Source organism: Robinsoniella peoriensis (assembly GCF_000797495.1).
Classification (GTDB): Bacteria; Bacillota; Clostridia; order Lachnospirales; family Lachnospiraceae; genus Robinsoniella; species Robinsoniella peoriensis.
Genome location: NZ_JTGN01000006.1, coordinates 413,886 through 434,853, shown reverse-complemented (window position 1 = coordinate 434,853; position 20,968 = coordinate 413,886). Strand labels below are relative to the sequence as shown.

Genomic DNA, 20,968 nt, shown 5'->3' with positions numbered 1-20,968 from the left:
TGCGCCCTGAGAAAGGAAATATATGAAAAGAAAACAAAGATCAAAAAGAGTGATTCCGGGATTCGGTCTCACAATGGGTATTACACTGGCATTGCTTGGGCTGATCGTTATCATTCCCCTGGCGTCTATTGTGATCAGCGCATCAGGGCTGGGATTTGCCGAATTCGTAGGGATTGTTACGGACAGGAGAATTATGGACGGCTATAAGGTGAGTTTTCTATGTGCATTGATTGCGGCGCTGATCAACAGTTTTTTTGGGGTCATCTTAGCCTGGGTTCTGGTAAGGTATGATTTTCCATTGAAACGAATTGCAGATGGTTTGATTGAACTGCCATTTGCGATTCCCACAGCAGTAGCAGGTATTGCGCTAACGACGCTGTATTCCGATAATGGGTGGATTGGCGGACTGTTTGCAAAGGCAGGAATTAAAATTGCCTATACCCGTGTTGGAATTACCATAGCCATGATATTTATCGGGATACCATTTATCGTAAGGTCAGTTCAACCTGTTCTTGAAAAGTTAGACAGACAATATGAGGAGGCAGCAGCGATGCTTGGTGCCGGAAGAGTGGTTTCTTTTTTCTGCATTATACTGCCGGAGATTACACCGGCGCTGCTGACCGGATTTGGTTTGGCATTTGCCAGAGCCCTTGGGGAGTATGGCAGTGTGGTATTTATTGCAGGAAATATTCCATATAAAACAGAGATCGCCCCGTTGCTGATTATGGGAAAACTGGAACAATTCGATTATGAAGGAGCCACAGCAATTGCGTTGGTAATGCTTCTGATCTCATTTTTAATATTATTATTGATTAACTCGGTACAGATCTATGCGGGAAAGTTTGCAGGAGAATAGGAGGAAGGCGGATATGAAAGAAAAACAGGAAAACCGGGTTACAAAAATAGTACTGATCGGAATCAGTCTTATTTTTTTAACGGTACTGCTGATTCTGCCGTTACTTGTAATCGTAAGAGAGGCAATGCGGGGCGGCTGGGAAGCTTATACAAAGGCAATCACAGATGAATATACGCTGAAAGCCTTTTTTCTCACATTAAAAGCGACGGGGGCTGCGGTAGCGGTAAATACCCTGTTCGGAGTTTTTGCAGCCTGGGCAGTGACCAAGTACCATTTCCGGGGAAAGAAGTTTGTAACAACACTGATTGACATTCCATTTGCCATTTCCCCGGTTATAGCCGGTCTGGTGCTTTCTATGACCTTTGGCAGAATCGGGTGGGCATATCCTCTGCTGCAGACGGCGGATATTAAAATTGTATTTGCTATTCCCGGCATTATACTGGCAACGATTTTTGTTACATTTCCCTTTATTTCCAGGGAGCTGATACCGGTACTGAATGCCCAGGGAACCGATGAGGAAGAGGCGGCAGCACTTATGGGAGCGGGAGGCTTTACGATCTTTCGTAAGATTACATTTCCTCATATAAAGTGGGCTTTGCTATATGGAATTATTTTATGTACAGCCAGAGCAGTAGGAGAGTTTGGAGCAGTGTCCGTTATTTCCGGACATCTGAGAGGGAAAACCAACACATTGCCGCTTCATGTGGAGATTTTATACAATGAATTTAAGTTTTCACAGGCATTTGCAGTGTCTACGATTCTGGTGCTGCTGGCAGTTGTTATTCTTATTTTAAGAAATCTGGTTGAATATAAAGGGAAAAAAGGAGGTGGCCGCTAATGTATGTGGAGTTAAAAAATATTCGGAAAACCTTTGGCGATTATACGGCATCTGATCAGGTGAGCTTTGGTATCGAAAAGGGCAGAATGGCGGGGCTCCTTGGACCCAGCGGCAGCGGAAAGACAACGATTCTTCGTATGATAGCAGGGCTTGAGACGCCTGATGACGGGGATATATTCATTGACGGCATCAGGGTCAATGATCAGGAACCAAGTAAGCGGGGAATCGGATTTGTATTTCAAAGCTACGCGTTGTTCCGGTATATGACTGTATTTGAAAATATTGCATTTGGGCTTCGGATAAAAAAACAGAGTAAAGAAAAGATACATAGCCGGGTTATGGAGCTGGTGCATCTGATCGGCCTGGATGGACTGGAAAAGCGGTATCCCCATCAATTGTCGGGAGGCCAGAGGCAGCGTGTGGCATTTGCCAGGGCACTTGCACCGAATCCCCAGCTGCTGCTCCTGGATGAACCTTTTGCTGCTATTGATGCAAAGGTGCGAAAGGAACTGCGAAGCTGGTTAAAAGAAATGATTAATACAGTGGGAATAACCAGTATCTTTGTAACCCATGACCAGGATGAGGCGGTAGAGGTTGCAGATGATATTATAATTACCAACCGGGGAAGAGTAGAACAGATGGGGACTCCGGATAATATTTACAGACACCCTGCAACGCCATTTGTGGCACAATTTGTAGGAGAGTCTGCGGTTCTGGACAATTATGGACGATTAAAAGGATTTGATGCAGGAAAAGAATCCAGAAAAGCAGTAATCCGGCCTGAATTTATCAAAATTGCAAAGCGTGGCAAGATGAAACAGTTTGTTCATGCCTGTGAAGACGGGGTTGTGTGTGAAAGTTCATTTCGCGGCAGCTATCAGGAGGTCCGGGTTCTGGTAGGAGATCTTACTCTCACGGCAAACTGGCCTCTGGAGAAGGAATTGCTAAAGTCCGGTGATGAGGTGAGTGTATTGATCTATAAGCTGTATGAATTCGATGAACGCAGCGCAAGGCTGGTAGAAAATCAGAATCTTCAGGAAACTAATCTGATTTATCTTTAGATTCTGTTTGAAAATATGCAATGGATGAACGACAAACGTCCATTGGACGTTCAGCAACCCTCTCGGCAGCCGTCAAGGCCAGGCAAGCTTGACTTTGGCTCGTTGCCGGCGGGAATAAAAGGAGCCGATTATGAAAAAGTTACAGGTAAAAAGACTTAAAAGCGACATTTTGATTATTGGCGGCGGAACTGCCGGATGTTACGCTGCATTGACCATTCGCCGGGAAGGTGATGCATCTGTCTTAATTGCCGAAAAGGCAAATATTAAGAGAAGCGGGTGCCTTGCAGCAGGAGTGAATGCACTCAATGCTTATGTTACAAAAGGGATGATACCCGATGACTACGTTGATTATGCAAAGAAAGATGCAAATGAAATCGTAAGGGAAGACCTGCTGCTGACCATGTCTGAAAGGCTGAATGGTGTAACCGAACAGCTGGAAGCCCTGGGACTTGTGATTCTTAAAGATGAAAATGGGGAGTACGTCACCCGGGGAAAAAGGAATATTAAAATTAACGGAGAAAATATAAAACCGCTTCTGGCAGATGCGGTGCAGGGATTAAAGGATGTTCAGGTGATGAACCAGGTTCATATCATTGACTATATCATGAAAGATAATAAAATTCTGGGAGCCGTAGGAATTGGAGTGGAAGATCCGGTGATCTATGTGATAGAAGCAAAAGCCGTGCTTTGTGCTACAGGAGGCGCTGCAGGGCTGTACCGACCGAACAATCCCGGATTTTCAAGACATAAAATGTGGTATCCGCCCTTTAATACAGGCGGTGGATATGCTATGGGAATTCGTGCCGGGGCAGAGATGACGACTTTTGAGATGCGGTTTATTGCACTTCGCTGCAAAGATACAATCGCACCGACTGGTACCATAGCCCAGGGCGCGGGAGCAAAACAGATGAATGCCCGAGGAGAATTTTATGAGGAAAAGTACGGGATTTCTACCTCTCAGCGGGTTTATGGAACCGTAAAAGAAAATCTTGCCGGCCGGGGGCCCTGTTATCTTAAGACAACTGGAGTTTCCAAAGAACGGGATCTGGATCTAATGAAAGCTTATCTGAATATGGCGCCGTCCCAAACGCTGAAATGGATAGAGGAAGGCAAGCCGCCAAGTGCAGCAGATGTGGAGATTGAAGGAACGGAACCATATATTGTCGGGGGACACACAGCAAGTGGATATTGGGTCGATACCAAACGAAGAACTACCATAACAGGACTGTATGCAGCCGGAGATGTGGCTGGTGGATGTCCCCAGAAATATGTAACCGGAGCACTGGCGGAAGGCGAGATTGCGGCACAGGCAATACTGGAAGATTTAGAAAGGTGCAATGCTGCTGCTTTGACGGAAAATAATGATGGTTTATTTGAACAGGTGAGTATTGAAAAAGCGAAAGAAATTCAAGAAATACTGGAGAATAGACCAGGACTGTTTTCAACGGAACAGCTGGAAGAAGCGATGCAGAAGGTTATGGATACTTATGCAGGAGGGATTTCGAACCATTATCAGTACAATGGGATACAACTGAATCTGGCTGAAAGAAAGATAAAGGAACTAATGGCATTGGCGGAAAATCTGTCTGCAGCAGATATGCATGAAGTGATGTTTGTATATGAACTGAAAGAACGTCTGGTGGTCTGTCTGACTCTGATTGCGCACCTCAGGGCACGCAGGGAGACCCGGTGGAACAGCTTTAATGAAAATCTGGATTATCCGCGGAAAGATCCTGAATGGATGAAGTATGTTAATTCCCGCATGGAGGATGGCGAAATTAAAATCTTATACCGGAAACTGACGGGAAGGAGGGAGCAGTATGAGCATAACAATTAAAAGGGATGTATGCATCGGATGCGGAAAATGCCGTATGGTATGTCCGGGCAGTTTATTGAAGGCAGATCAGGATCGAAAAGCGTATATTGCTTATCCCAGAGACTGCTGGGGCTGTGCATCCTGCGTAAAAGAGTGTCCCGTAAATGCGATTTCCCTTTACCTGGGTTCGGATATGGGAGGAAAAGGAAGCCTGCTGTCTGTGGAGGAAAAAGGGGATCTGCTTTACTGGAAAGTAGAGAAAACAGATGGCACGACGGTAACAATCGAAGTTAATAAAAAGGATGCAAATCAATATTGAGGAGTGCAGATGGAGGGAATGAATTTAAGACACGCTCCAGACAGTGACCATACAGCAATTAGGAGGAATAAAGGTTGAAAGAAAATTATGATTTAGAAAGGAAGCCACAGTGTGATTCTTTCAACCTGTTTTATTGTGGCAGTATTGCAGGCAATCCTGCAATATGTAATGGGTATAAATATGAAGAAAATATCAAATGAATTATCTCATTTAGACGAATTGGAAGCGGAGGCAATTTATATAATACGGGAAGTGGCGGCAGAATGTGAGAAACCGGTTATGCTGTACTCCATTGGAAAGGATAGTTCCGTTATGCTGCATCTGGCATTAAAGGCATTCTATCCGCAGAAACCGCCATTCCCGTTTTTACATATAGATACCACATGGAAGTTTCATGAAATGATAGAGTTCCGAGACAGAAAAGCGGAGGAATTGGGGATTGAGATGCTGGTATACAGCAATGAAGAGGGAATACGCCAGGGAATCAACCCCTTTGACCATGGAGCTGCATATACGGATATTATGAAGACTCAGGCATTAAAACAGGCACTTACAAAGTATGGTTTTACGGCTGCATTTGGAGGCGGACGCCGTGATGAAGAAAAAGCAAGGGCAAAAGAGAGAATCTTTTCTTTTCGAAATGAAGCCCATGCCTGGGATCCCAAGAACCAGCGTCCGGAAATGTGGAAATTATATAATACGAAAATCCATAAGGGAGAAAGTATGCGGGTATTTCCAATTTCAAACTGGACCGAAAAAGATATCTGGCAGTATATTAAAAGAGAAAATATTGACATTGTACCGTTATATTTTGCTGCAGAACGTCCGGTTATTGAAAGGGATGGCAATCTGATTATGGTAGATGATGACAGATTAGAATTGCTGCCGGAGGAAAAAATTCAGCATAAAAGTGTAAGATTCCGTACCCTGGGATGTTACCCCCTCACAGGCGGATGTGAATCCAGGGCAGCAACGCTGGATGAAATTATCGAAGAAACGTTAAGTGCAGTTTCCTCTGAACGTACCACCCGGGTGATTGATAAAGAAGAGGCGGGCAGCATGGAGCGAAGAAAAAGGGAGGGATATTTCTAATGAAAGGATTATTAAAATTTATAACCTGCGGAAGCGTGGATGATGGAAAATCAACCCTGATCGGGCATATTTTATACGATGCGAAACTGCTTTATGCAGATCAGGAAAAAGCACTGGAGCTGGACAGCAAGGTTGGCAGCCGCGGAGGTGAGATTGATTATTCCCTACTTCTGGATGGTTTAATGGCTGAGCGGGAACAGGGAATTACGATAGATGCAGCATATCGCTACTTTACAACAGATCATAGAAGCTTTATTGTGGCAGATACTCCGGGACATGAGGAGTATACCAGAAATATGGCAGTGGGTGCATCATTTGCAGATCTGGCAGTAATACTTGTGGACGCAAAACAAGGTGTACTGGTGCAGACCAGGCGCCATGCCAGAATATGTTCGTTAATGGGTATCCGTTCTTTTATATTTGCAGTAAATAAAATGGATCTCATGGGATACGACCAGAATCGTTTTCTGGAAATTGAACGTGAATTGCAGGAATTGAAAGAAGAACTGTTGCTTGAAAATATCATTTGTATCCCGGTATCTGCTACGGAAGGAGATAATGTAACAAAAAAATCAGCAAACACACCCTGGTATGAAGGCCAGGATTTGCTTACCTGCCTGGAAAATATCGACGTTGCCGTAACTTCGGAACAGGGATTTGTACTTCCGGTACAAAGAGTGTGCCGACCGGATCATACTTTCCGGGGATTTCAGGGTCAGATTGAATCCGGTGTGATAGAGACAGGAGAAGAACTAATTACTTTGCCAAGTGCACAGCGGGCGGTTGTAAAGAGTATTTATGCGGGAGACCGGGAAACCTCCAAAGCATACGCAGGTCAGGCTGTGACCATTCAGCTGGACCGGGAAGTAGATGTTTCCAGAGGATGTGTGCTGACTAAAGATACCGATTTAAAACCAGTCAAACAATTTGTGACAAGTCTGTTGTGGATGGATGACTCCAGACTGGTTCCCGGAAAAGAATTTCTGGTTAAGACGGGAACAAAATTAATACCGGGAGTGGTAAAAGCGATCCGGTATAAAGTAGATGTGAATACAGGGGAACATTTAGCAGCAGAGAACCTGGTGAAGAATGAAATTGCACGTTGTGAAATTGCTTTGACAGAACCGGCTGTAATCGATCTGTTCCATAAGCATAAAACGCTGGGAGAATTGATTCTGATCGACAGGATAACAAATATGACTTCTGCCTGCGGTGTTATTGAAGAACTGTGTGGGTTAGACGAAGCAGGGGAGAAAGAGGGGAGAGACAGTACTTTTATCCATGGTGACCTCAGGGCAAGAGGCGATATTTTTGAAGAATATTATTACAATCTGGAAAGCCTGTCTGTTATGAAAAGCAGAGAAGTACAGCAGGTGTATACTATTGGAGATCAAATCCCGTTAGATGGGGAGAGTTTTTCATATCCCGAAGATTTTGATGTTTGTGTACTTCGCGATAAGACAGCGGTACGCATACGCAAAGGACAGATAGCGGAAATACAGTCATTAAAGGAATATCATTATAGTGGTGTACCGGTTTTAAATGGCAGAGGATTTGGAATTCAGGTAAATAGCGATGATGAAGTATCAGAACTTTTTAAAGAATGGGAGCTAAAAAAAGATAATCGGCAGGCAGAATTTTTAAACCGGTGGATGGATTTTGGGGCTTACCGCAGAATTATCTTTCATGATAATTTCTGGGTGATTTAATTTGAGAAAATAAATGATTCTGAAAATATAGCTGAAATACCCCGGAGGTTGGCTGGCTCCGGGGTATTTGAAAAGAGAGTTCTCTGTAAACAGAGTTAAAATGATAAAGAAGTTTATTACTCAATTATTATATATAATTACATCGGCTTTTTGTTCACGAATGTATTGAAATGCAGTTTTTGTGTTACCAGTTTCTTTGATGAACTATCAGTAGATAATAAAAGAAAGGCGGCTTTCGGTTTTTGATTTCTCCATCATGTCTACATATATTTGAAAGAATTCCGGGATCGATTCGGTTACGTCAGAAACCATTCTTTCTAACACTTTATCAAAGGGTGCAATACCGATAGCGTTTTGGGGTTCACCGGAAAGAAGTATGGGTAATTCTTTTATCTCCCACCACTTATATTTTCCGCCGAAAGAGCGTCTGGCTGTTTCCAGAATATAGCAGCCAAATAAAACCCTGGTATTTTGCCGGAACGCCGGATTAAATTTGGCATATGGCGGCATTGTTTTCAGGATATGATCCAGCTGGGAAAGGCTTTGGACCGAGTAGTCAAAATTTTCTTTAAAGGAATAATGTTTTATAAATGCGGAAGCAAAATATTCGATTTTATGATTGGAACAGTTTTCTTTTGTCAGTAGTCTGGGGGGATTAAATTTCACGGAAACCTCCTGGAGATTATAAACGGGTTTTGATCTTTACGATACACCGGCTCCTGATATAACCCCGGAGCCAGGCAAAATGGAGTTACTCCGCAGCGTTGGAGGAAGCTGCGGAGCTGACATTGTGAATAACGAAATTCAAGATTTATTATATACGATTGTCAGAGCGTTGTGGTAATGTTTGTATTAAAAGGTAAGTTTTCTGGCATAGAATGTTTTTGGAATTAAAATACTTTATTTATAGCGCTTATCAGCTGGGCAACATAAATAAATGTACAGACTAATCCGATTCCAGTTATAATTGCAAAGAATATCAGTATATTTTTTATGGTTCTTACATTATTATACTGGTCTTCCAGTTTTTTTTCTATATTAGCTAATTCGCGATGAAATGCTTTATATTCCAGACTGCAATCATGGGAATTATGTAATTCAGATTCCGGATTCCGATGGGAAGATTTTCGTGATACATTTTCTTCTTTGCAAGTACTTTCGTAACAAGTATCCAAAGGCATTTCCAGTGAAATATTTTTTTTCGCATTTTCGACATCAAATTCGGATATATCACTTTGATGTTCCCGGTATTTGAGTTCCAGAAAGCGTTTTGTATCTGGTCCTAATTCGTTAATTTCTGCCACTTTGTCAAAATAAGCTTTTGCAACAGCCGGATTATCGTAGGTATACATATTAAGGTGTTCGTTGCATCTGCTGCAGATGCTGCCGTCTAGACCAATTACTGAAAAAATACTTTTCTCGTTTCCACAGATTACACATTTCATAATTCACTTCTCCTTATAATAACTTATGCTTTTTTCCATTTAGCGGTTGTATGGAGCAATTGGATCACTTTTAAAGCTTAAGCTATTTTTCTCGTTGTAATAGTTTATGTACATTATTATAGGGGAATAAATGTAGATTTTCAAGTTGTTTTGGTTGGTAAGATAGCTTACTACTTTCCGAACACTACCCCCAGCTACAAAGCGTTTGCAAGGCGGGGAATGAGGCGCAGCGGATACGTCGATTGACCACATCGCGGCAGTTAGAAAATAGACAAGGATTAGCCCCGAATTTAAGCGTTATGGTCTGTTAGGTTAAAAATACGTTAAGAGATAAAGGGTTAAGGGAGAAGAGCTGGATGCTGTGAAGCTGGGATTTCAGATCAGATAAGATTCTGTTTTATCTATAAAATTATATAGGATTTAGAAAATATTATATTGTTGGGAGTACCCGCCGCAGCTTGTGGGAGCTGCGGGATGGGAATCATGTAATACTAAGCAATCACTATTATACACAAATTAAAAACAGTTAGAACATGTTTGTACTAAATGGCTGTTTTTCTGTAACAAAATAATAAAAGTGTGAAGATTACACCCTGTTTTATCTGCTGCGGTTACATTGATTACAGAAAATGAACATTTTAAAACAGATCATCCTGCGTCTTCCCGGTAAATGGAAAGTACAGCTTGTAAAATCTGTTTATAAATACGCTTTAAGCTGCGCTGTCTGCAGGTTTTTCTATGGCAGAGTTTTTGACATCATCCGGAAGCGTAATGGTTTCAACTTCGCCAAAAGACCCAAATTTAAGATCAAAAGTGCATGATTCACAGTTGAATTCTACATCTTCCTGTGCTCCCGCTGATTTCATGGCTTCTAACATCATAGTCTGCAAATCAAGCGTCATTTTTACCGGCATGGAATCTTTTTTTGCAATATAAAATTCTACCGGAATTTTAATAGCTGCCCAATCTGCATCCCCCATGATCTCCGCAGAATCGTTCATTGCACTTAATGCAGAGTCCAGAATTGTGCTCAATGCTTCGCCGTCCAGTACACCTTTTAATGCATAGCATTCAACACCTTCCAGATCAGTTGTATTCTTTTCCAATTCCAGACTTGCTGCCAGTTTTTCAAACTCTTTAAATTCATAAGCATTCAGGCTTTTATCCAGATTTTCTTGTACTTCTTTTGTCCAGCCCTCTTCCCCTGTTTTGGTGTACGAAATTGTGTTATCACCGTCCCGGACCGTATATACTTCTAGTGGAGATGTCTGATCCATACCAAGCATTCCCAAAGCCATACTCCCTTCGGCATGTATGATTTCGGGATCTGTGTTTACCTTCATTCCCATATCCATATTCATGGTAACATCGACCGAAATTCCCTGAACAGTGCCGCCGGCTTTCAAATCCATAAGCATGTCTATTTTATAGTTTTCTGCTTTCGACATATTTTCGGACATGGATTTTAGAAGTGATTCGGATGTTGCTTTACCGCATCCTGTCACGCTTAAAATCAAAATACTGCTTCCCAATACAGCACAGCTATACCTTACAAATTTCTTTTTCATACTTTTTTTCTCCTTTGTCTTTCCCTTTTCAATGGGTGATTGTATTCTTAAGACAGAAAGAACACATGATAGTCATTATATATGATTTATTTGTGATCGGATCGGGAGTGTATTGAAATGCACATTTTATAACATAAAATGTGCAAATAGAGATAGAAAAGCAGAAGAACATATTTGCCTTCTGCTATTTTCATAAATTTATATTGTTTTTGTTGTAATATTTTCTGTTTCTGAATTCATGGCTTCCGAAGTCTTTTCTGTCTGAATATCTTTAATTTCCTGTGGGAGGGAAATCGTACCAATTTCTCCGAAAGAACTATAAATAAAGTTTAATGTTAAATGATCACAGTTTATGCTTAGGTCTTTCTGGTCATCAAGAGATTTCATCAGTCCCATCAATAATGGTTTTAACTCCACACTTATTTTAACCGGCATTTTTTCTTTTTTGGAAACGTAGAATTCTATAGGTATTTCGATTTCCGCCCAGTTAACATCTTTATAAATATTGGCAGCTTCATCGAACTGATCATATAGTGAATCTGCCATTTTACGCAAGGCATTCGTATCCAAAAGACCTTTGAGTTTGTAACATTCTATGTCTTCCAGCTGGGATGTATGATCCTCCAGTTCTAAATTAACCGACAAATCTGTGAGTTCATTATATATATTTACGTCTGGGTCATTTTCCGGATTGGTAATGGTGTTCCTTTTCCATTCTGATTTTCCGATTTGAAAATAATTGATGATATCCGGATCTTCTTTCATAGAGTAAGACGCAACATCTATTTTCTGCTCCATACCCAGTGTTTTGAACCAAATATTACCATCAGCATACAGTATCTGTGGCTCCACATTTAGCTGAAGTGCTATATCCAGACCTGCCTGGACATCCAGCGTAACTCCGCTCATGGATCCGCTGGCGTTTAGATCTGCCGACATATCAATTTTATAATCATTTACTTTTGACATGTTTTCTGACATGGAGTTCATAAGTGATTCTGCAGTTACCTTTCCGCATCCTGTTATGTTTAGAATCAGGATACTGCCTGCTAATAGAGTACAGCCGTATTTCCATAAGTTCTTTTTCATATTCTCTCCTTTTGATGTTGTTTAGACTTTTAATCGGTTTTTCTATAGTTTTCCTTTTAGAAATAGAAACATAATTATCATTATATATGATTTTATAAAATACGGATCAGATTTGTATTGAAATGCAGATTTTGTATGTGTTTTAAACTCTTTATTGAAGAAAGTACGGACATTTCCGGCATAATTTAACGTGGCAGGTATGACATAAAAGACAAATCTGCTTTTAATCTGCTTGTGTATTGTAAAGTGGAAGACCCTGGGCGGACATGAAATCATGACAAAATTTAAAGATTTTATTTTGGGTTATGAATATCATGGTAAATGAGAAAAGTACTTGACTTTAAAATCCTACAGATGTAATATATAAATAAAAATTTTTGTAATTAAATATTACAAATGTAATAAATATGAATTGTTAGGAGGATGTGAAATGAAGAAAAAGAATATCGCTGTCATTGCGTTTTTGGCTGTTGTTGTGGCCGGAGTGATTATCACAACGGGATATATGTATCTGAGATCACAGGGATATAAGGGACCGGAATCTCTTTTGAAGCAATTAACCGGCAGGGGAGAAGAGCCTGATCAACTGCTTCAGAAATATATGTCCTATATAGAGAAATCAGAATATCAAACCATGTACAGCATGATAAGCGGGCAAAGCAAAGAGAGCTATTCCGAAAAATATTTTACGGAAAGGAATAAAAATATTTATCAGGGAATGGAAGCAGAGGATATCAGGGTCAGCATACTGGATACGGAGGAAGACCAGGGGCAGGTAACTGTGAGTTATCAACAGGCTATGAAGAGCTCTGCCGGAGAAGTGCAGTTTGAAAACCAGGCGGTATTTACCAAAGAGCAGGGGAGGGGATATGTACTGGAATGGAATGACAGCCTGATTTTCCCAGAGCTGATGGCGAAGGATAAGGTAAGGGTATCTGTAGTGGAAAGCAGGCGTGGAGAGATCACAGACAGAAATGGAAAAATGCTTGCCGGGGAAGGAACAGCGGTATCCATAGGACTGGTACCAGGAAAAATGAGTGAAGATGCCGGCAATGATCTGATCAGGCTGGCAAAACTTCTGGATACTACCGTGGAATCCATCAAGACAAAGCTGGATGCGACCTGGGTAAAAGGAGATTCACTGGTACCGGTTGCCGTATTGGATAAGGTGTTAGAGACGGATCTGATGTCTGCTTCCCCGCCGGATCAGGTTATGAAAAATAAAGAGGTTCAGGATGAACTGATTATGATACCCGGGGTTATGATATCGGATACGGTTGTGAGAAGTTATCCTCTTGGAAAGGGGGCATCCCATTTGACCGGATATATTCAGAATGTAACGGCTGAAGACCTGGAAGCACACCCGAATGAAGGATACAGTGAAAACAGTGTAATTGGAAAAAGCGGAATGGAAGGCTTGTATGAAAAAGAATTAAAGGGTCAGGACGGATATGAGATTGTAATTGAAAATGAAAACGGGAAGACGAAAGCGGTGATTGCATCCATACCAAAAAAAGACGGAGAAAATATTAGGCTGACGATTGATGCCGGGCTTCAGGAAAGTCTGTATGAGCAATTTAAAGATGACAAAAGCTGTTCTGTTGCAATGAATCCGTATACCGGGGAGGTGCTGGCCCTTGTCAGCACGCCGACTTTTGACAGTAATGATTTCATAAAAGGCATGTCGGATAAGAAGTGGAAGGAATTAAACGACGATAAAAGGAATCCTTTGTATAACCGGTTCCGTCAGGTACTTTGCCCGGGTTCATCCTTTAAGCCGGTAATCGCCGGAATAGGGCTGGAAACAGGGGCAATTAACCCGGATGAGGACTTTGGAAATGAAGGGCTTAGCTGGCAGAAAGACACAAGCTGGGGAGATTATCATGTAACTACTTTACATGCATATGAACCAGTCACATTAGAAAATGCAATGATCTATTCCGATAATATATATTTTGCAAAAGCAGCACTTAAAATTGGGGCAGATCAGTTGGAAAGCCAGCTGGACAAACTGGGATTTAACCAGGAAATGCCTTTTGAGATTACCATGGCACAATCCCAGTATTCCAATACAGAGAAAATAGAATCAGAGGTACTGCTTGCCGACAGCGGCTATGGCCAGGGACAGATTTTAATTAACCCGCTGCATCTTGCGGCATTGTATACGGCATTTTGTAATGATGGAAATGTCATAAAGCCTTATCTTCAGTACAAGGATTCACCAGAGCCTCAGGTGTGGCTTCCCCAGGCATTTTCAAAGGAAACGGCGGACAGGGTGGAAAACGCTATGGAAAAAGTAATATCCTCGCCGGAAGGCACAGGCAGGGCAGCAAAAATGGATTCCACTATTTTAGCAGGGAAAACAGGAACTGCGGAAATCAAGGCAGACGTATCTGATACGACAGGTACGGAACTGGGATGGTTTGGTGTATTGACTCCGGAGCCTGCTTCCAGTAAGCCCGTCCTGTTAATCAGCATGGTGGAAGATGTAAAAGAAACCGGTGGCAGCACCTATGTTGTGGAGAAGGATAAGATTGTTTTGGATTATTATTTTTCAGCAGAATAAAAAGAATATTAGGAATACCGATGGAAGGAGAAAGACCGGATGAAAAAGATAGTAATTGTAACCGGAATATTATGCTGTATGGTTATGATAGGTGTCTTTTATGCCGCACCAAATCAGAAGGGAGAGTATCTTCTGGCTCAGAATATGGAGGGAAGTATCTCTAAGGAAGTCTCAGACCGGGTGAAGGAAGAGTGTCTGGAGGTTGCCGGCATTTATAAAGAAACCTATCTTAATACGGATAAACAGCCGTCTGATATTGTTCAGGCAGATAAGCAGATTTCAGAAGAGGCTGTCGGTGAAATCGTAAAGAAGATTGGCAAAAGAGGAATTACTGTAAGCGATACTGCTGGCAGGTGCAGTCTGGAAAATACCCAAGCGTTTTATAGCTTCTGGGAAAAGATCCAAAAGGGAGAAGCTGCATCTGTTACCATTTACCGCATACGGCAGAATGGAGGGTTTTACCGCTATGAATTCTATATGGACCACACCGGAAAATATCTGTTATCTGCTTCTGTCAATCTGGATTTAGAAGGGAATCCTGACGTATATGAGATGAAAATAACACCTCTCTCGGAATGGAAATTTACGGAGAAAGAAAACTTTATTTTCCGGGATGATTATGCAGTCTGGGCGAGTGGAAATGGATACCGCATGATCCGTGTAAAACCAGTGGATGAAAATTGTCTGTCCTATCAGAAAAAATATGTGGAACCCATCAATTATGGAGGTAATAATCTGATGATCAGCAATTGGTCAGAGACGGATTATTCAAAGCTGAGCTTTAATGACCTGTTTGAAAACTTATATAATTTAAAAGAAGGCAAACGGCTGGAAAAAGACCAGTTTCCCATTGATCCATCAAATGAAAACAGGTACATTCCTGCTGATTTATTTGAAAACGTCATTCAGAGTTACTTTTCCATTACAAAGGAAGATCTGCGAAAAGCTGCGATGTTTGAACAAAAGAAAGATGCTTATCCCTGGCAGGAAATTCGCTCTAACAATAATTGTGTTGCAATGCCTTATATGGACCCGGATGTAACAGCGGTGAAAAAAAATTCAGATGGTACGGTAACGCTAACCATAGATGTGATCTGCCTGGAGAAAAGTAATGACCGGGCGTTTACCCATGAGCTGACGCTGCGGGAATTGGGCGGGGGAAAGGTGCAGTATGCAGCAAATGCAATTGTTCCTGATGAACACAATGTGATGCCCAATTATGTTTACCGGTTACAGTAATAATGGAATAACATAAAAATGGAATAATAAAAATGGATTAATAAAAATGGAATAATAAAAATGGAATAATAAAAATGTATAAACATGACGATAAAAAAATGTATTGACGCTTCCATGTATCTAAGGTTAATATTGTTTTAGACATTACATACAAAGGAAGGGGAATAAAATTGATGAATTTTAACATAGAAGGACTTTTGCATGGCGGGGACTACAACCCGGAACAGTGGCTGGACGATCCCGGGATTCTGGAAAAAGACATTGAGTATATGAAGGAAGCGAAGATAAATACCGTTACCCTGGGAGTATTTTCCTGGGCGGTACTGGAACCGGAAGAAGGCGTCTTCCATTTTCAGTGGATGGAGGATATCATTGACCGCTTGTATGAGAATGGAATCAGTGTTATTCTGGCAACTCCTTCCGGCGCAAGGCCCAAATGGATGGCAGACAAATATCCCGAGGTACTCAGGGTGGATGGGAACCGTCAGCGCAATCTGTTTGGCGGACGCCACAATCACTGCTACACGTCCCCGGTTTACCGTGAAAAAGTAAGTATCATGAATCAGGAACTGGGAAAACGCTTCGGTGCTCATCCCGGTGTGATACTGTGGCATTTATCAAATGAATATGGAGGGGACTGCCACTGTCCGCTCTGCCAGGAAGCATTTAGAAACTGGCTTCAGGAGAAATATAAGACAATCGATGAATTAAACCGCCGGTGGAGCACTACCTTTTGGAGCCATATTTATCAGGATTTTGACCAGATCGAAAGCCCTTCACCAAGGGGAGAGATGCAGCTTCATGGACTGAATCTGGACTGGAAGCGGTTCGTTACCCATCAGACTATCGATTTCATAAAAGCGGAGGCGGCGGCAATCCGTCAGACAGGTTCAAAGATTCCTACAACAGTTAATTGTATGTACTATTATAATGAACTGGATTATGCTAAGTTTAACGACGTGGTGGATGTCCTTTCCTGGGATTCTTATCCTACATGGCATAAGGCAGATGAATCTGTAACCGCTATGGATACTGCAATGATGCACGATCTGCTGCGCTGTGTGCAAAAGAAACCATTTTTATTGATGGAGTCCTGTCCCAGTGCAACCAACTGGCAGAAGGTGAGCAAACTGAAAAAACCAGGGATGCATCAGCTCTCGTCACTTCAGGCAGTTGCCCATGGTTCGGACAGCGTGCTTTATTTCCAGATCCGTCAGAGCCGCGGAGCATCCGAGAAATTTCATGGTGCCGTGATTGATCATTATGGCGGGAATGATACCAGAGTGTTCCGTGAGGTGACAGATGTGGGAAACACACTGGAAGAAATCAAGGAAACCTGCAGTACGGATACAGTTTCCGAAGCAGCGGTTATCTATGACTGGGAAAATAAATGGGCGATGGAAGATGCCCAGGGTCCCAGAAACCAGGGGCTTTATTATAAAGAAACCGTTCAGAAATATTACCGTGCATTTCGGGAACAGGGAGTAAATGTGGACGTAATCGGCAGCGGGCAGAATCTGGACGGTTATAAAGTGGTAGCAGCACCAATGCTCTATCTGTACAGGGAAGACTTTGCGGATAAAATCCGCAGATTTGTGGAAAATGGCGGTCATTTTATCATGACTTTCTGGTCAGGAATTGTAGATGAAACAGACCGGTGTTATCTTGGCGGCACACCTTATGGATTGATGGATGTACTGGGACTGCGCAGTATGGAAATTGACGGGTTGTATGATCATGAAACGAATCGGATTCAGATAACCGGGCAAAAAGAAACTCTGGGGGAAGGCACATATGAGTGCCGACATCTATGCGACCTGGTGAAAGTGTCAACGGCGGAAGTACTGGCTGTATATGAACAGGATTTCTATAAGGGATATCCGGCACTGACCTGCAACCAGTTCGGTAAAGGCAAAGCCTACTATGTGTGTACGGACGCTGAGCAGGATTTCTGCAGTGAATTATGCAGCCACATCGGGGAAGAAGTGAAGCTTACAAAGTTTATGAAGAAAGTGCCAAAAGGAATTGAGATTACTGCCCGCAGCTCGGATACGTCGGTATATCTGTTTGTGCAGAATTTTAATTCTGAGAGTGTGAAACTGGAACTGCCCGATGGGTTTGCGGTGTTAGCAGGTAGTTGGGAAGCGGATGGAGGGATTGGTCCGTTTGGTACGGTTGTGTTGAAGAATGATGTAAAATAGAAATAAAGTAATAAAGAAACTTAAATTTAATATGAGATGTTTGTAAATCCCGTATCATGAGACGTTCATGGTACGGGATTTTTTGCCGCCCGGGGCGGCAGCAGACAGTTACGGATTTGTAATAATGATATCTATCCGTATACCCCCTGTTTTTCGGTTTTGGATACAAAGATCAAATTGGTTTCCATAGTATATTTCCAGACGTTCCTTTACATTAACCAGTCCGATGCTGTTAAATCTGCTCTTTTTCCAGATATCATCAAAACGGTCCGGTTTTATCCCGGTACCATTGTCTTCTACAGTAATATGAAGGGTAGTTCGAGTATCTTCTGAATCCAGGAAAGCACAGATGCGGATCCAGCCAGAAGCACGTTCATACAGACCATGCAGAAGGCTATTCTCCACGAGGGGCTGCAGAATCAGTTTTGGTATCTCCAGGGAGAGGCTGTCAGGTGCAGCATCCAGACATAGGGAAACATCACATTGCAGCATTTGCTTCTGAAGGAAGAAGTAGTTTTGCACATTTTCTAATTCCTGTTCTACGCTAATCATATCAGCCTGCTTGGAAAGAGTTGCATTTAACAGGCGTACCAGCGCTGTAATTGTCTGGCGGATTTCATCATTACGGTTCATTCTTGCTAAAACCTTAATGGAATTTAGGACATTATATAGAAAGTGTGTGTTTATCTGCATCTGGAGAAAGTTGATTTCCGTCGCTCGCTTCTGCTCCTCGGAGGCGATAATCTGCCGTGTATATTTTTGCACCATCTGAATCATATCATTATAGCTACGGGTAAGATATGCAATTTCATCTTTACCCTCCACAATGAGAGGATTTTTGTATTCGGTTTCATAAGCACAGTCCATCTGACGCTTTAACATCAGGATGCGATTGGTAAAAAGTCTGGATATAAGATAAATAAGCAGAAGCCCGATGAATAAAAAGCCCGATGCAATTAACCAGTTATAGAGCAGAATGGGTGAGAGCTTACCTGTTATGGAGTTCCGTTCCATGGCATGGAACATCGTCCAGCCGGTCACCTCCAGGGGATATTGATTAATATAATATTCCCCGCTGTCTGTGGAGTGAGGTGTTGTCGTAAAACCCTTGCTGTCCATGGACGGTTTAGGCAAATTCTCTGTAATGCAGGAAGCTAAGGGATCCGTAGAAAGAATCAGGCTGCCATCCTGATTTAAAATGGAAAAAGTGCCACTCCCCTGGGCCTGCTGATAATTTCGGAATAATTCCACAAAAGCCTCAGCCTCAATTCCTACAATAATATACCCTATATCGGAACCGTTTTTTTTATCCAAAAGGCGTCCGGCCAGAAATAGGGAGTGGTGCAATTGATTTAAACCTGTGGTGCTTTTAAATGGGCCACTCCATGCAAGATTGCCTGTTATATTATCGAAAGTCTGGCGTATCTCATCCACAATCTCCGGAAAGTGCTCTACTTTTGCCGAAGAAGATGCGAGCGTATCACCGTTAGGGTCTATCAAATAGAGTGATACAGATTCATTCAGGTTAAGATTTGAGGATGTATGAATTTTGCGGTATACACTGTTGAAAAGTATATGGTTTTCGTAGGAACTGGTGGAAAAGTCCCATAGTGAACCGGAGAATTCGTTTTTTGCAATAAAAAAGGAGTTAATATCTTCATCAAAATAAAAATCTACGAAACTATCATGTATCTGTCTTGTGGCCATATCGATTTTATCTGCCACCTGTTCAAGGGCAATGGTGTCAGAATTCATATATTCTTTAATAAAGATCCGGTTTATATTGTAGGAAGTACAGGCTTGAATAGCAACCATACATAATAAAAACAAAAAGCCGTACGTTACTATCAGCTGTGTATTAAATCGGTAACACAGTAGTTTTTTAAATATTTTCATAATGATATCCTCCCAAAGTCTATTTAAAAATTCATTACTATTTTTCAAGCTGTGACTTTCTTTTTTTCTGAAATTCTTTTGGAGTACATCCGGTATATTCTTTGAATTTTTTTATAAAGTAACTGAGGTTCTGATAGCCGGTTTTCTCTGCAATAGTTTGAATATGGTCATCTGTATGCAGCAGATATTCCTGAGCCTGTTTCATTCTCTGCGCTGTCACATATTTACTAAAGCTTATGCCTTTTTCAGCAGCGAATAAGCGGGACAAGTAATAATAACTTACATTTACTGTTTTAGACGCTTTTTGGAGAGTAAGGTCAGGATCAGATAAATGAGAAAGTGCATAATCTGCCACTGCATCCAGCAGGGATTGTTTTTCACTGTATAATTTCCCAAATAATGTATCACAGCAGTTGGTAAAAAATTTATGAAAGTATTCTTTCAGGGAATTTATGTCTTTGCTGTCTTCAAGCGCAGTGCTGTATTGCTGCCGGTTAAATGGAAAACTGCCTATTTGCCGTGTACAGATTTCCCGAATCTGATCATACAAAAGCAGCAGCAGCCGGGTAATACTTTCCTTCGGCAGCTGGCTGCTTTGCACAAAAGTAAAGATCCTGGTGATAATCTCTTCGCACTTTTCAATATCAAAAATGGTAAAAGCTTCCCTGAACTGGAACAATAATTGATTCGTAAACGGGGAGTGTTCCGTATCAAGTGAATATTTCGTTTTCTCAAGGATTTGTGGCTTATACTGCTCCATTGAGGACAATATATCTTCAAATTCTATTTCTGCTTTCAACAGGTAATCATTTGCACCAAGCCGCAGAGCTTCACGGGCATAAGTAAAGTTATTATATGCAGAAACGATGATGACTACAAGTTCTTTATCCAGGCTGCGTAGCTCTTTCAGGAGATCAAGCCCGTTAAGCCCAGGCATATTTATATCTAAAATAACGATATCCGGGTTTAGTTCCTGATAAGTTTTCATAAATAATACGGGATTACGGATAGTTCCAGCGATTTCGTAACCGTAATGCTCCCAGTCGATAGAGAATTTGAAACCCTGAAGCATAAGAGCATCATCGTCAACTAATAATATTCGTATCATAGGCACCTCCTGATTATGTAATAATTAAAATGTTATGTTAAGGTTAGTTTTTATTATACCATAGGATCACCAACAAAATAAAAAATACGATGCATGATGACAAATATTTGTTATTGGAAAACAAAGAAATGTTATTCGTACGGTTAAAAAAGCAAAAATGTGTGA

16 protein-coding genes and 1 pseudogene are annotated in these 20,968 nt (G+C 41.6%); 11 read left to right on the top strand and 6 right to left on the bottom strand.

Annotated elements, in window-relative coordinates:
* Nucleotides 1–22 precede the first annotated feature (22 nt).
* The 7 genes from cysT to QR40_RS14620 all read left to right on the top strand — a co-directional run bounded on the left by cysT (nt 23) and on the right by QR40_RS14620 (nt 7,691).
* Nucleotides 23–856, top strand: coding sequence for a sulfate ABC transporter permease subunit CysT (gene cysT / locus QR40_RS14650; RefSeq protein WP_044295742.1), 834 nt, complete (start codon nt 23–25; stop codon nt 854–856).
* A 13-nt stretch (nt 857–869) separates the two neighbouring features.
* Nucleotides 870–1,694, top strand: a complete 825-nt coding sequence (gene cysW, locus QR40_RS14645; protein ID WP_027292419.1) for a sulfate ABC transporter permease subunit CysW — start codon at nt 870–872, stop codon at nt 1,692–1,694.
* The gene (locus tag QR40_RS14640; RefSeq protein ID WP_027292420.1) at nt 1,694–2,755 is read left to right on the top strand and encodes a sulfate/molybdate ABC transporter ATP-binding protein; all 1,062 of its coding nucleotides are present in this window, start codon (nt 1,694–1,696) and stop codon (nt 2,753–2,755) included. The genes cysW and QR40_RS14640 overlap by 1 nt, the downstream gene beginning before the upstream one ends.
* A gap of 130 nt (nt 2,756–2,885) precedes the next feature.
* Nucleotides 2,886–4,592 carry an adenylyl-sulfate reductase subunit alpha gene (locus QR40_RS14635; RefSeq protein WP_044295741.1) on the top strand — a complete coding sequence of 569 codons (1,707 nt, stop codon included), beginning with the start codon at nt 2,886–2,888 and terminating at the stop codon, nt 4,590–4,592.
* Nucleotides 4,576–4,890, top strand: a complete 315-nt coding sequence (locus QR40_RS14630) for a 4Fe-4S dicluster domain-containing protein (protein WP_044295740.1) — start codon at nt 4,576–4,578, stop codon at nt 4,888–4,890. The genes QR40_RS14635 and QR40_RS14630 overlap by 17 nt, the downstream gene beginning before the upstream one ends.
* A gap of 180 nt (nt 4,891–5,070) precedes the next feature.
* Complete coding sequence (gene cysD, locus QR40_RS14625) at nt 5,071–5,982, top strand: sulfate adenylyltransferase subunit CysD (protein ID WP_027292423.1); 912 nt, start codon at nt 5,071–5,073, stop codon at nt 5,980–5,982.
* Nucleotides 5,982–7,691, top strand: a complete 1,710-nt coding sequence (locus QR40_RS14620) for a sulfate adenylyltransferase subunit 1 (protein ID WP_052430867.1) — start codon at nt 5,982–5,984, stop codon at nt 7,689–7,691. The genes cysD and QR40_RS14620 overlap by 1 nt, the downstream gene beginning before the upstream one ends.
* Before the next feature lie 207 nt (nt 7,692–7,898).
* Here the strand turns inward: QR40_RS14620 and QR40_RS14615 are convergent, their stop codons facing one another.
* A complete protein-coding gene (locus tag QR40_RS14615; RefSeq protein ID WP_044295739.1) occupies nt 7,899–8,357 on the bottom strand; it encodes a hypothetical protein in 459 nt (152 codons plus the stop codon).
* A 224-nt stretch (nt 8,358–8,581) separates the two neighbouring features.
* Entirely contained in the window at nt 8,582–9,136 is a 555-nt protein-coding gene (locus QR40_RS14610; protein ID WP_044295738.1) for a hypothetical protein, read from the bottom strand.
* A 423-nt stretch (nt 9,137–9,559) separates the two neighbouring features.
* Here QR40_RS14610 and QR40_RS33740 point away from each other — a divergent pair.
* Nucleotides 9,560–9,625: pseudogene (locus QR40_RS33740) on the top strand (hypothetical protein); the annotation flags it as partial.
* 221 nt (nt 9,626–9,846) lie between these two features.
* Here QR40_RS33740 and QR40_RS14605 read toward each other — a convergent pair.
* Together QR40_RS14605 and QR40_RS14600 are read right to left on the bottom strand one after the other, a co-directional pair.
* Nucleotides 9,847–10,704 (bottom strand): DUF6612 family protein, encoded by an 858-nt coding sequence (locus QR40_RS14605; RefSeq protein ID WP_027292426.1) that lies wholly within the window; start codon nt 10,702–10,704, stop codon nt 9,847–9,849.
* Nucleotides 10,705–10,902: 198 nt separating this feature from the next.
* Complete coding sequence (locus QR40_RS14600; protein ID WP_044295737.1) at nt 10,903–11,793, bottom strand: DUF6612 family protein; 891 nt, start codon at nt 11,791–11,793, stop codon at nt 10,903–10,905.
* Between the two features lie 430 nt (nt 11,794–12,223).
* Here QR40_RS14600 and QR40_RS14595 point away from each other — a divergent pair, with 430 nt between their 5' ends.
* From QR40_RS14595 to QR40_RS14585, 3 genes are all read left to right on the top strand, one after another.
* Nucleotides 12,224–14,359, top strand: coding sequence for a penicillin-binding transpeptidase domain-containing protein (locus QR40_RS14595; protein WP_052430866.1), 2,136 nt, complete (start codon nt 12,224–12,226; stop codon nt 14,357–14,359).
* Between the two features lie 39 nt (nt 14,360–14,398).
* Entirely contained in the window at nt 14,399–15,598 is a 1,200-nt protein-coding gene (locus tag QR40_RS14590) for a DUF6070 family protein (RefSeq protein WP_044295735.1), read from the top strand.
* A gap of 173 nt (nt 15,599–15,771) precedes the next feature.
* Nucleotides 15,772–17,799 carry a beta-galactosidase gene (locus QR40_RS14585; RefSeq protein WP_044295734.1) on the top strand — a complete coding sequence of 676 codons (2,028 nt, stop codon included), beginning with the start codon at nt 15,772–15,774 and terminating at the stop codon, nt 17,797–17,799.
* A 108-nt stretch (nt 17,800–17,907) separates the two neighbouring features.
* Here the strand turns inward: QR40_RS14585 and QR40_RS14580 are convergent, their stop codons facing one another.
* A complete protein-coding gene (locus QR40_RS14580; protein WP_044295732.1) occupies nt 17,908–19,695 on the bottom strand; it encodes a cache domain-containing sensor histidine kinase in 1,788 nt (595 codons plus the stop codon).
* A gap of 37 nt (nt 19,696–19,732) precedes the next feature.
* Entirely contained in the window at nt 19,733–20,803 is a 1,071-nt protein-coding gene (locus tag QR40_RS14575; RefSeq protein ID WP_044295730.1) for a response regulator transcription factor, read from the bottom strand.
* Between the last annotated feature and the right edge of the window lie 165 nt (nt 20,804–20,968).

What these genes read in the sequence shown, in the direction of transcription:
- QR40_RS14590 (WP_044295735.1), top strand. Translation starts at nt 14,399, where the DNA reads ATGAAAAAGATAGTAATTGTAACCGGAATATTATGCTGTATGGTTATG.
- QR40_RS14575 (WP_044295730.1), bottom strand. Translation starts at nt 20,803, where the DNA reads ATGATACGAATATTATTAGTTGACGATGATGCTCTTATGCTTCAGGGT.
- QR40_RS14580 (WP_044295732.1), bottom strand. Translation starts at nt 19,695, where the DNA reads ATGAAAATATTTAAAAAACTACTGTGTTACCGATTTAATACACAGCTG.
- QR40_RS14620 (WP_052430867.1), top strand. Translation starts at nt 5,982, where the DNA reads ATGAAAGGATTATTAAAATTTATAACCTGCGGAAGCGTGGATGATGGA.
- QR40_RS14595 (WP_052430866.1), top strand. Translation starts at nt 12,224, where the DNA reads ATGAAGAAAAAGAATATCGCTGTCATTGCGTTTTTGGCTGTTGTTGTG.
- QR40_RS14630 (WP_044295740.1), top strand. Translation starts at nt 4,576, where the DNA reads ATGAGCATAACAATTAAAAGGGATGTATGCATCGGATGCGGAAAATGC.
- QR40_RS14640 (WP_027292420.1), top strand. Translation starts at nt 1,694, where the DNA reads ATGTATGTGGAGTTAAAAAATATTCGGAAAACCTTTGGCGATTATACG.
- cysW (WP_027292419.1), top strand. Translation starts at nt 870, where the DNA reads ATGAAAGAAAAACAGGAAAACCGGGTTACAAAAATAGTACTGATCGGA.
- QR40_RS14610 (WP_044295738.1), bottom strand. Translation starts at nt 9,136, where the DNA reads ATGAAATGTGTAATCTGTGGAAACGAGAAAAGTATTTTTTCAGTAATT.
- cysT (WP_044295742.1), top strand. Translation starts at nt 23, where the DNA reads ATGAAAAGAAAACAAAGATCAAAAAGAGTGATTCCGGGATTCGGTCTC.
- cysD (WP_027292423.1), top strand. Translation starts at nt 5,071, where the DNA reads ATGAAGAAAATATCAAATGAATTATCTCATTTAGACGAATTGGAAGCG.
- QR40_RS14635 (WP_044295741.1), top strand. Translation starts at nt 2,886, where the DNA reads ATGAAAAAGTTACAGGTAAAAAGACTTAAAAGCGACATTTTGATTATT.
- QR40_RS14605 (WP_027292426.1), bottom strand. Translation starts at nt 10,704, where the DNA reads ATGAAAAAGAAATTTGTAAGGTATAGCTGTGCTGTATTGGGAAGCAGT.
- QR40_RS14600 (WP_044295737.1), bottom strand. Translation starts at nt 11,793, where the DNA reads ATGAAAAAGAACTTATGGAAATACGGCTGTACTCTATTAGCAGGCAGT.
- QR40_RS14585 (WP_044295734.1), top strand. Translation starts at nt 15,772, where the DNA reads ATGAATTTTAACATAGAAGGACTTTTGCATGGCGGGGACTACAACCCG.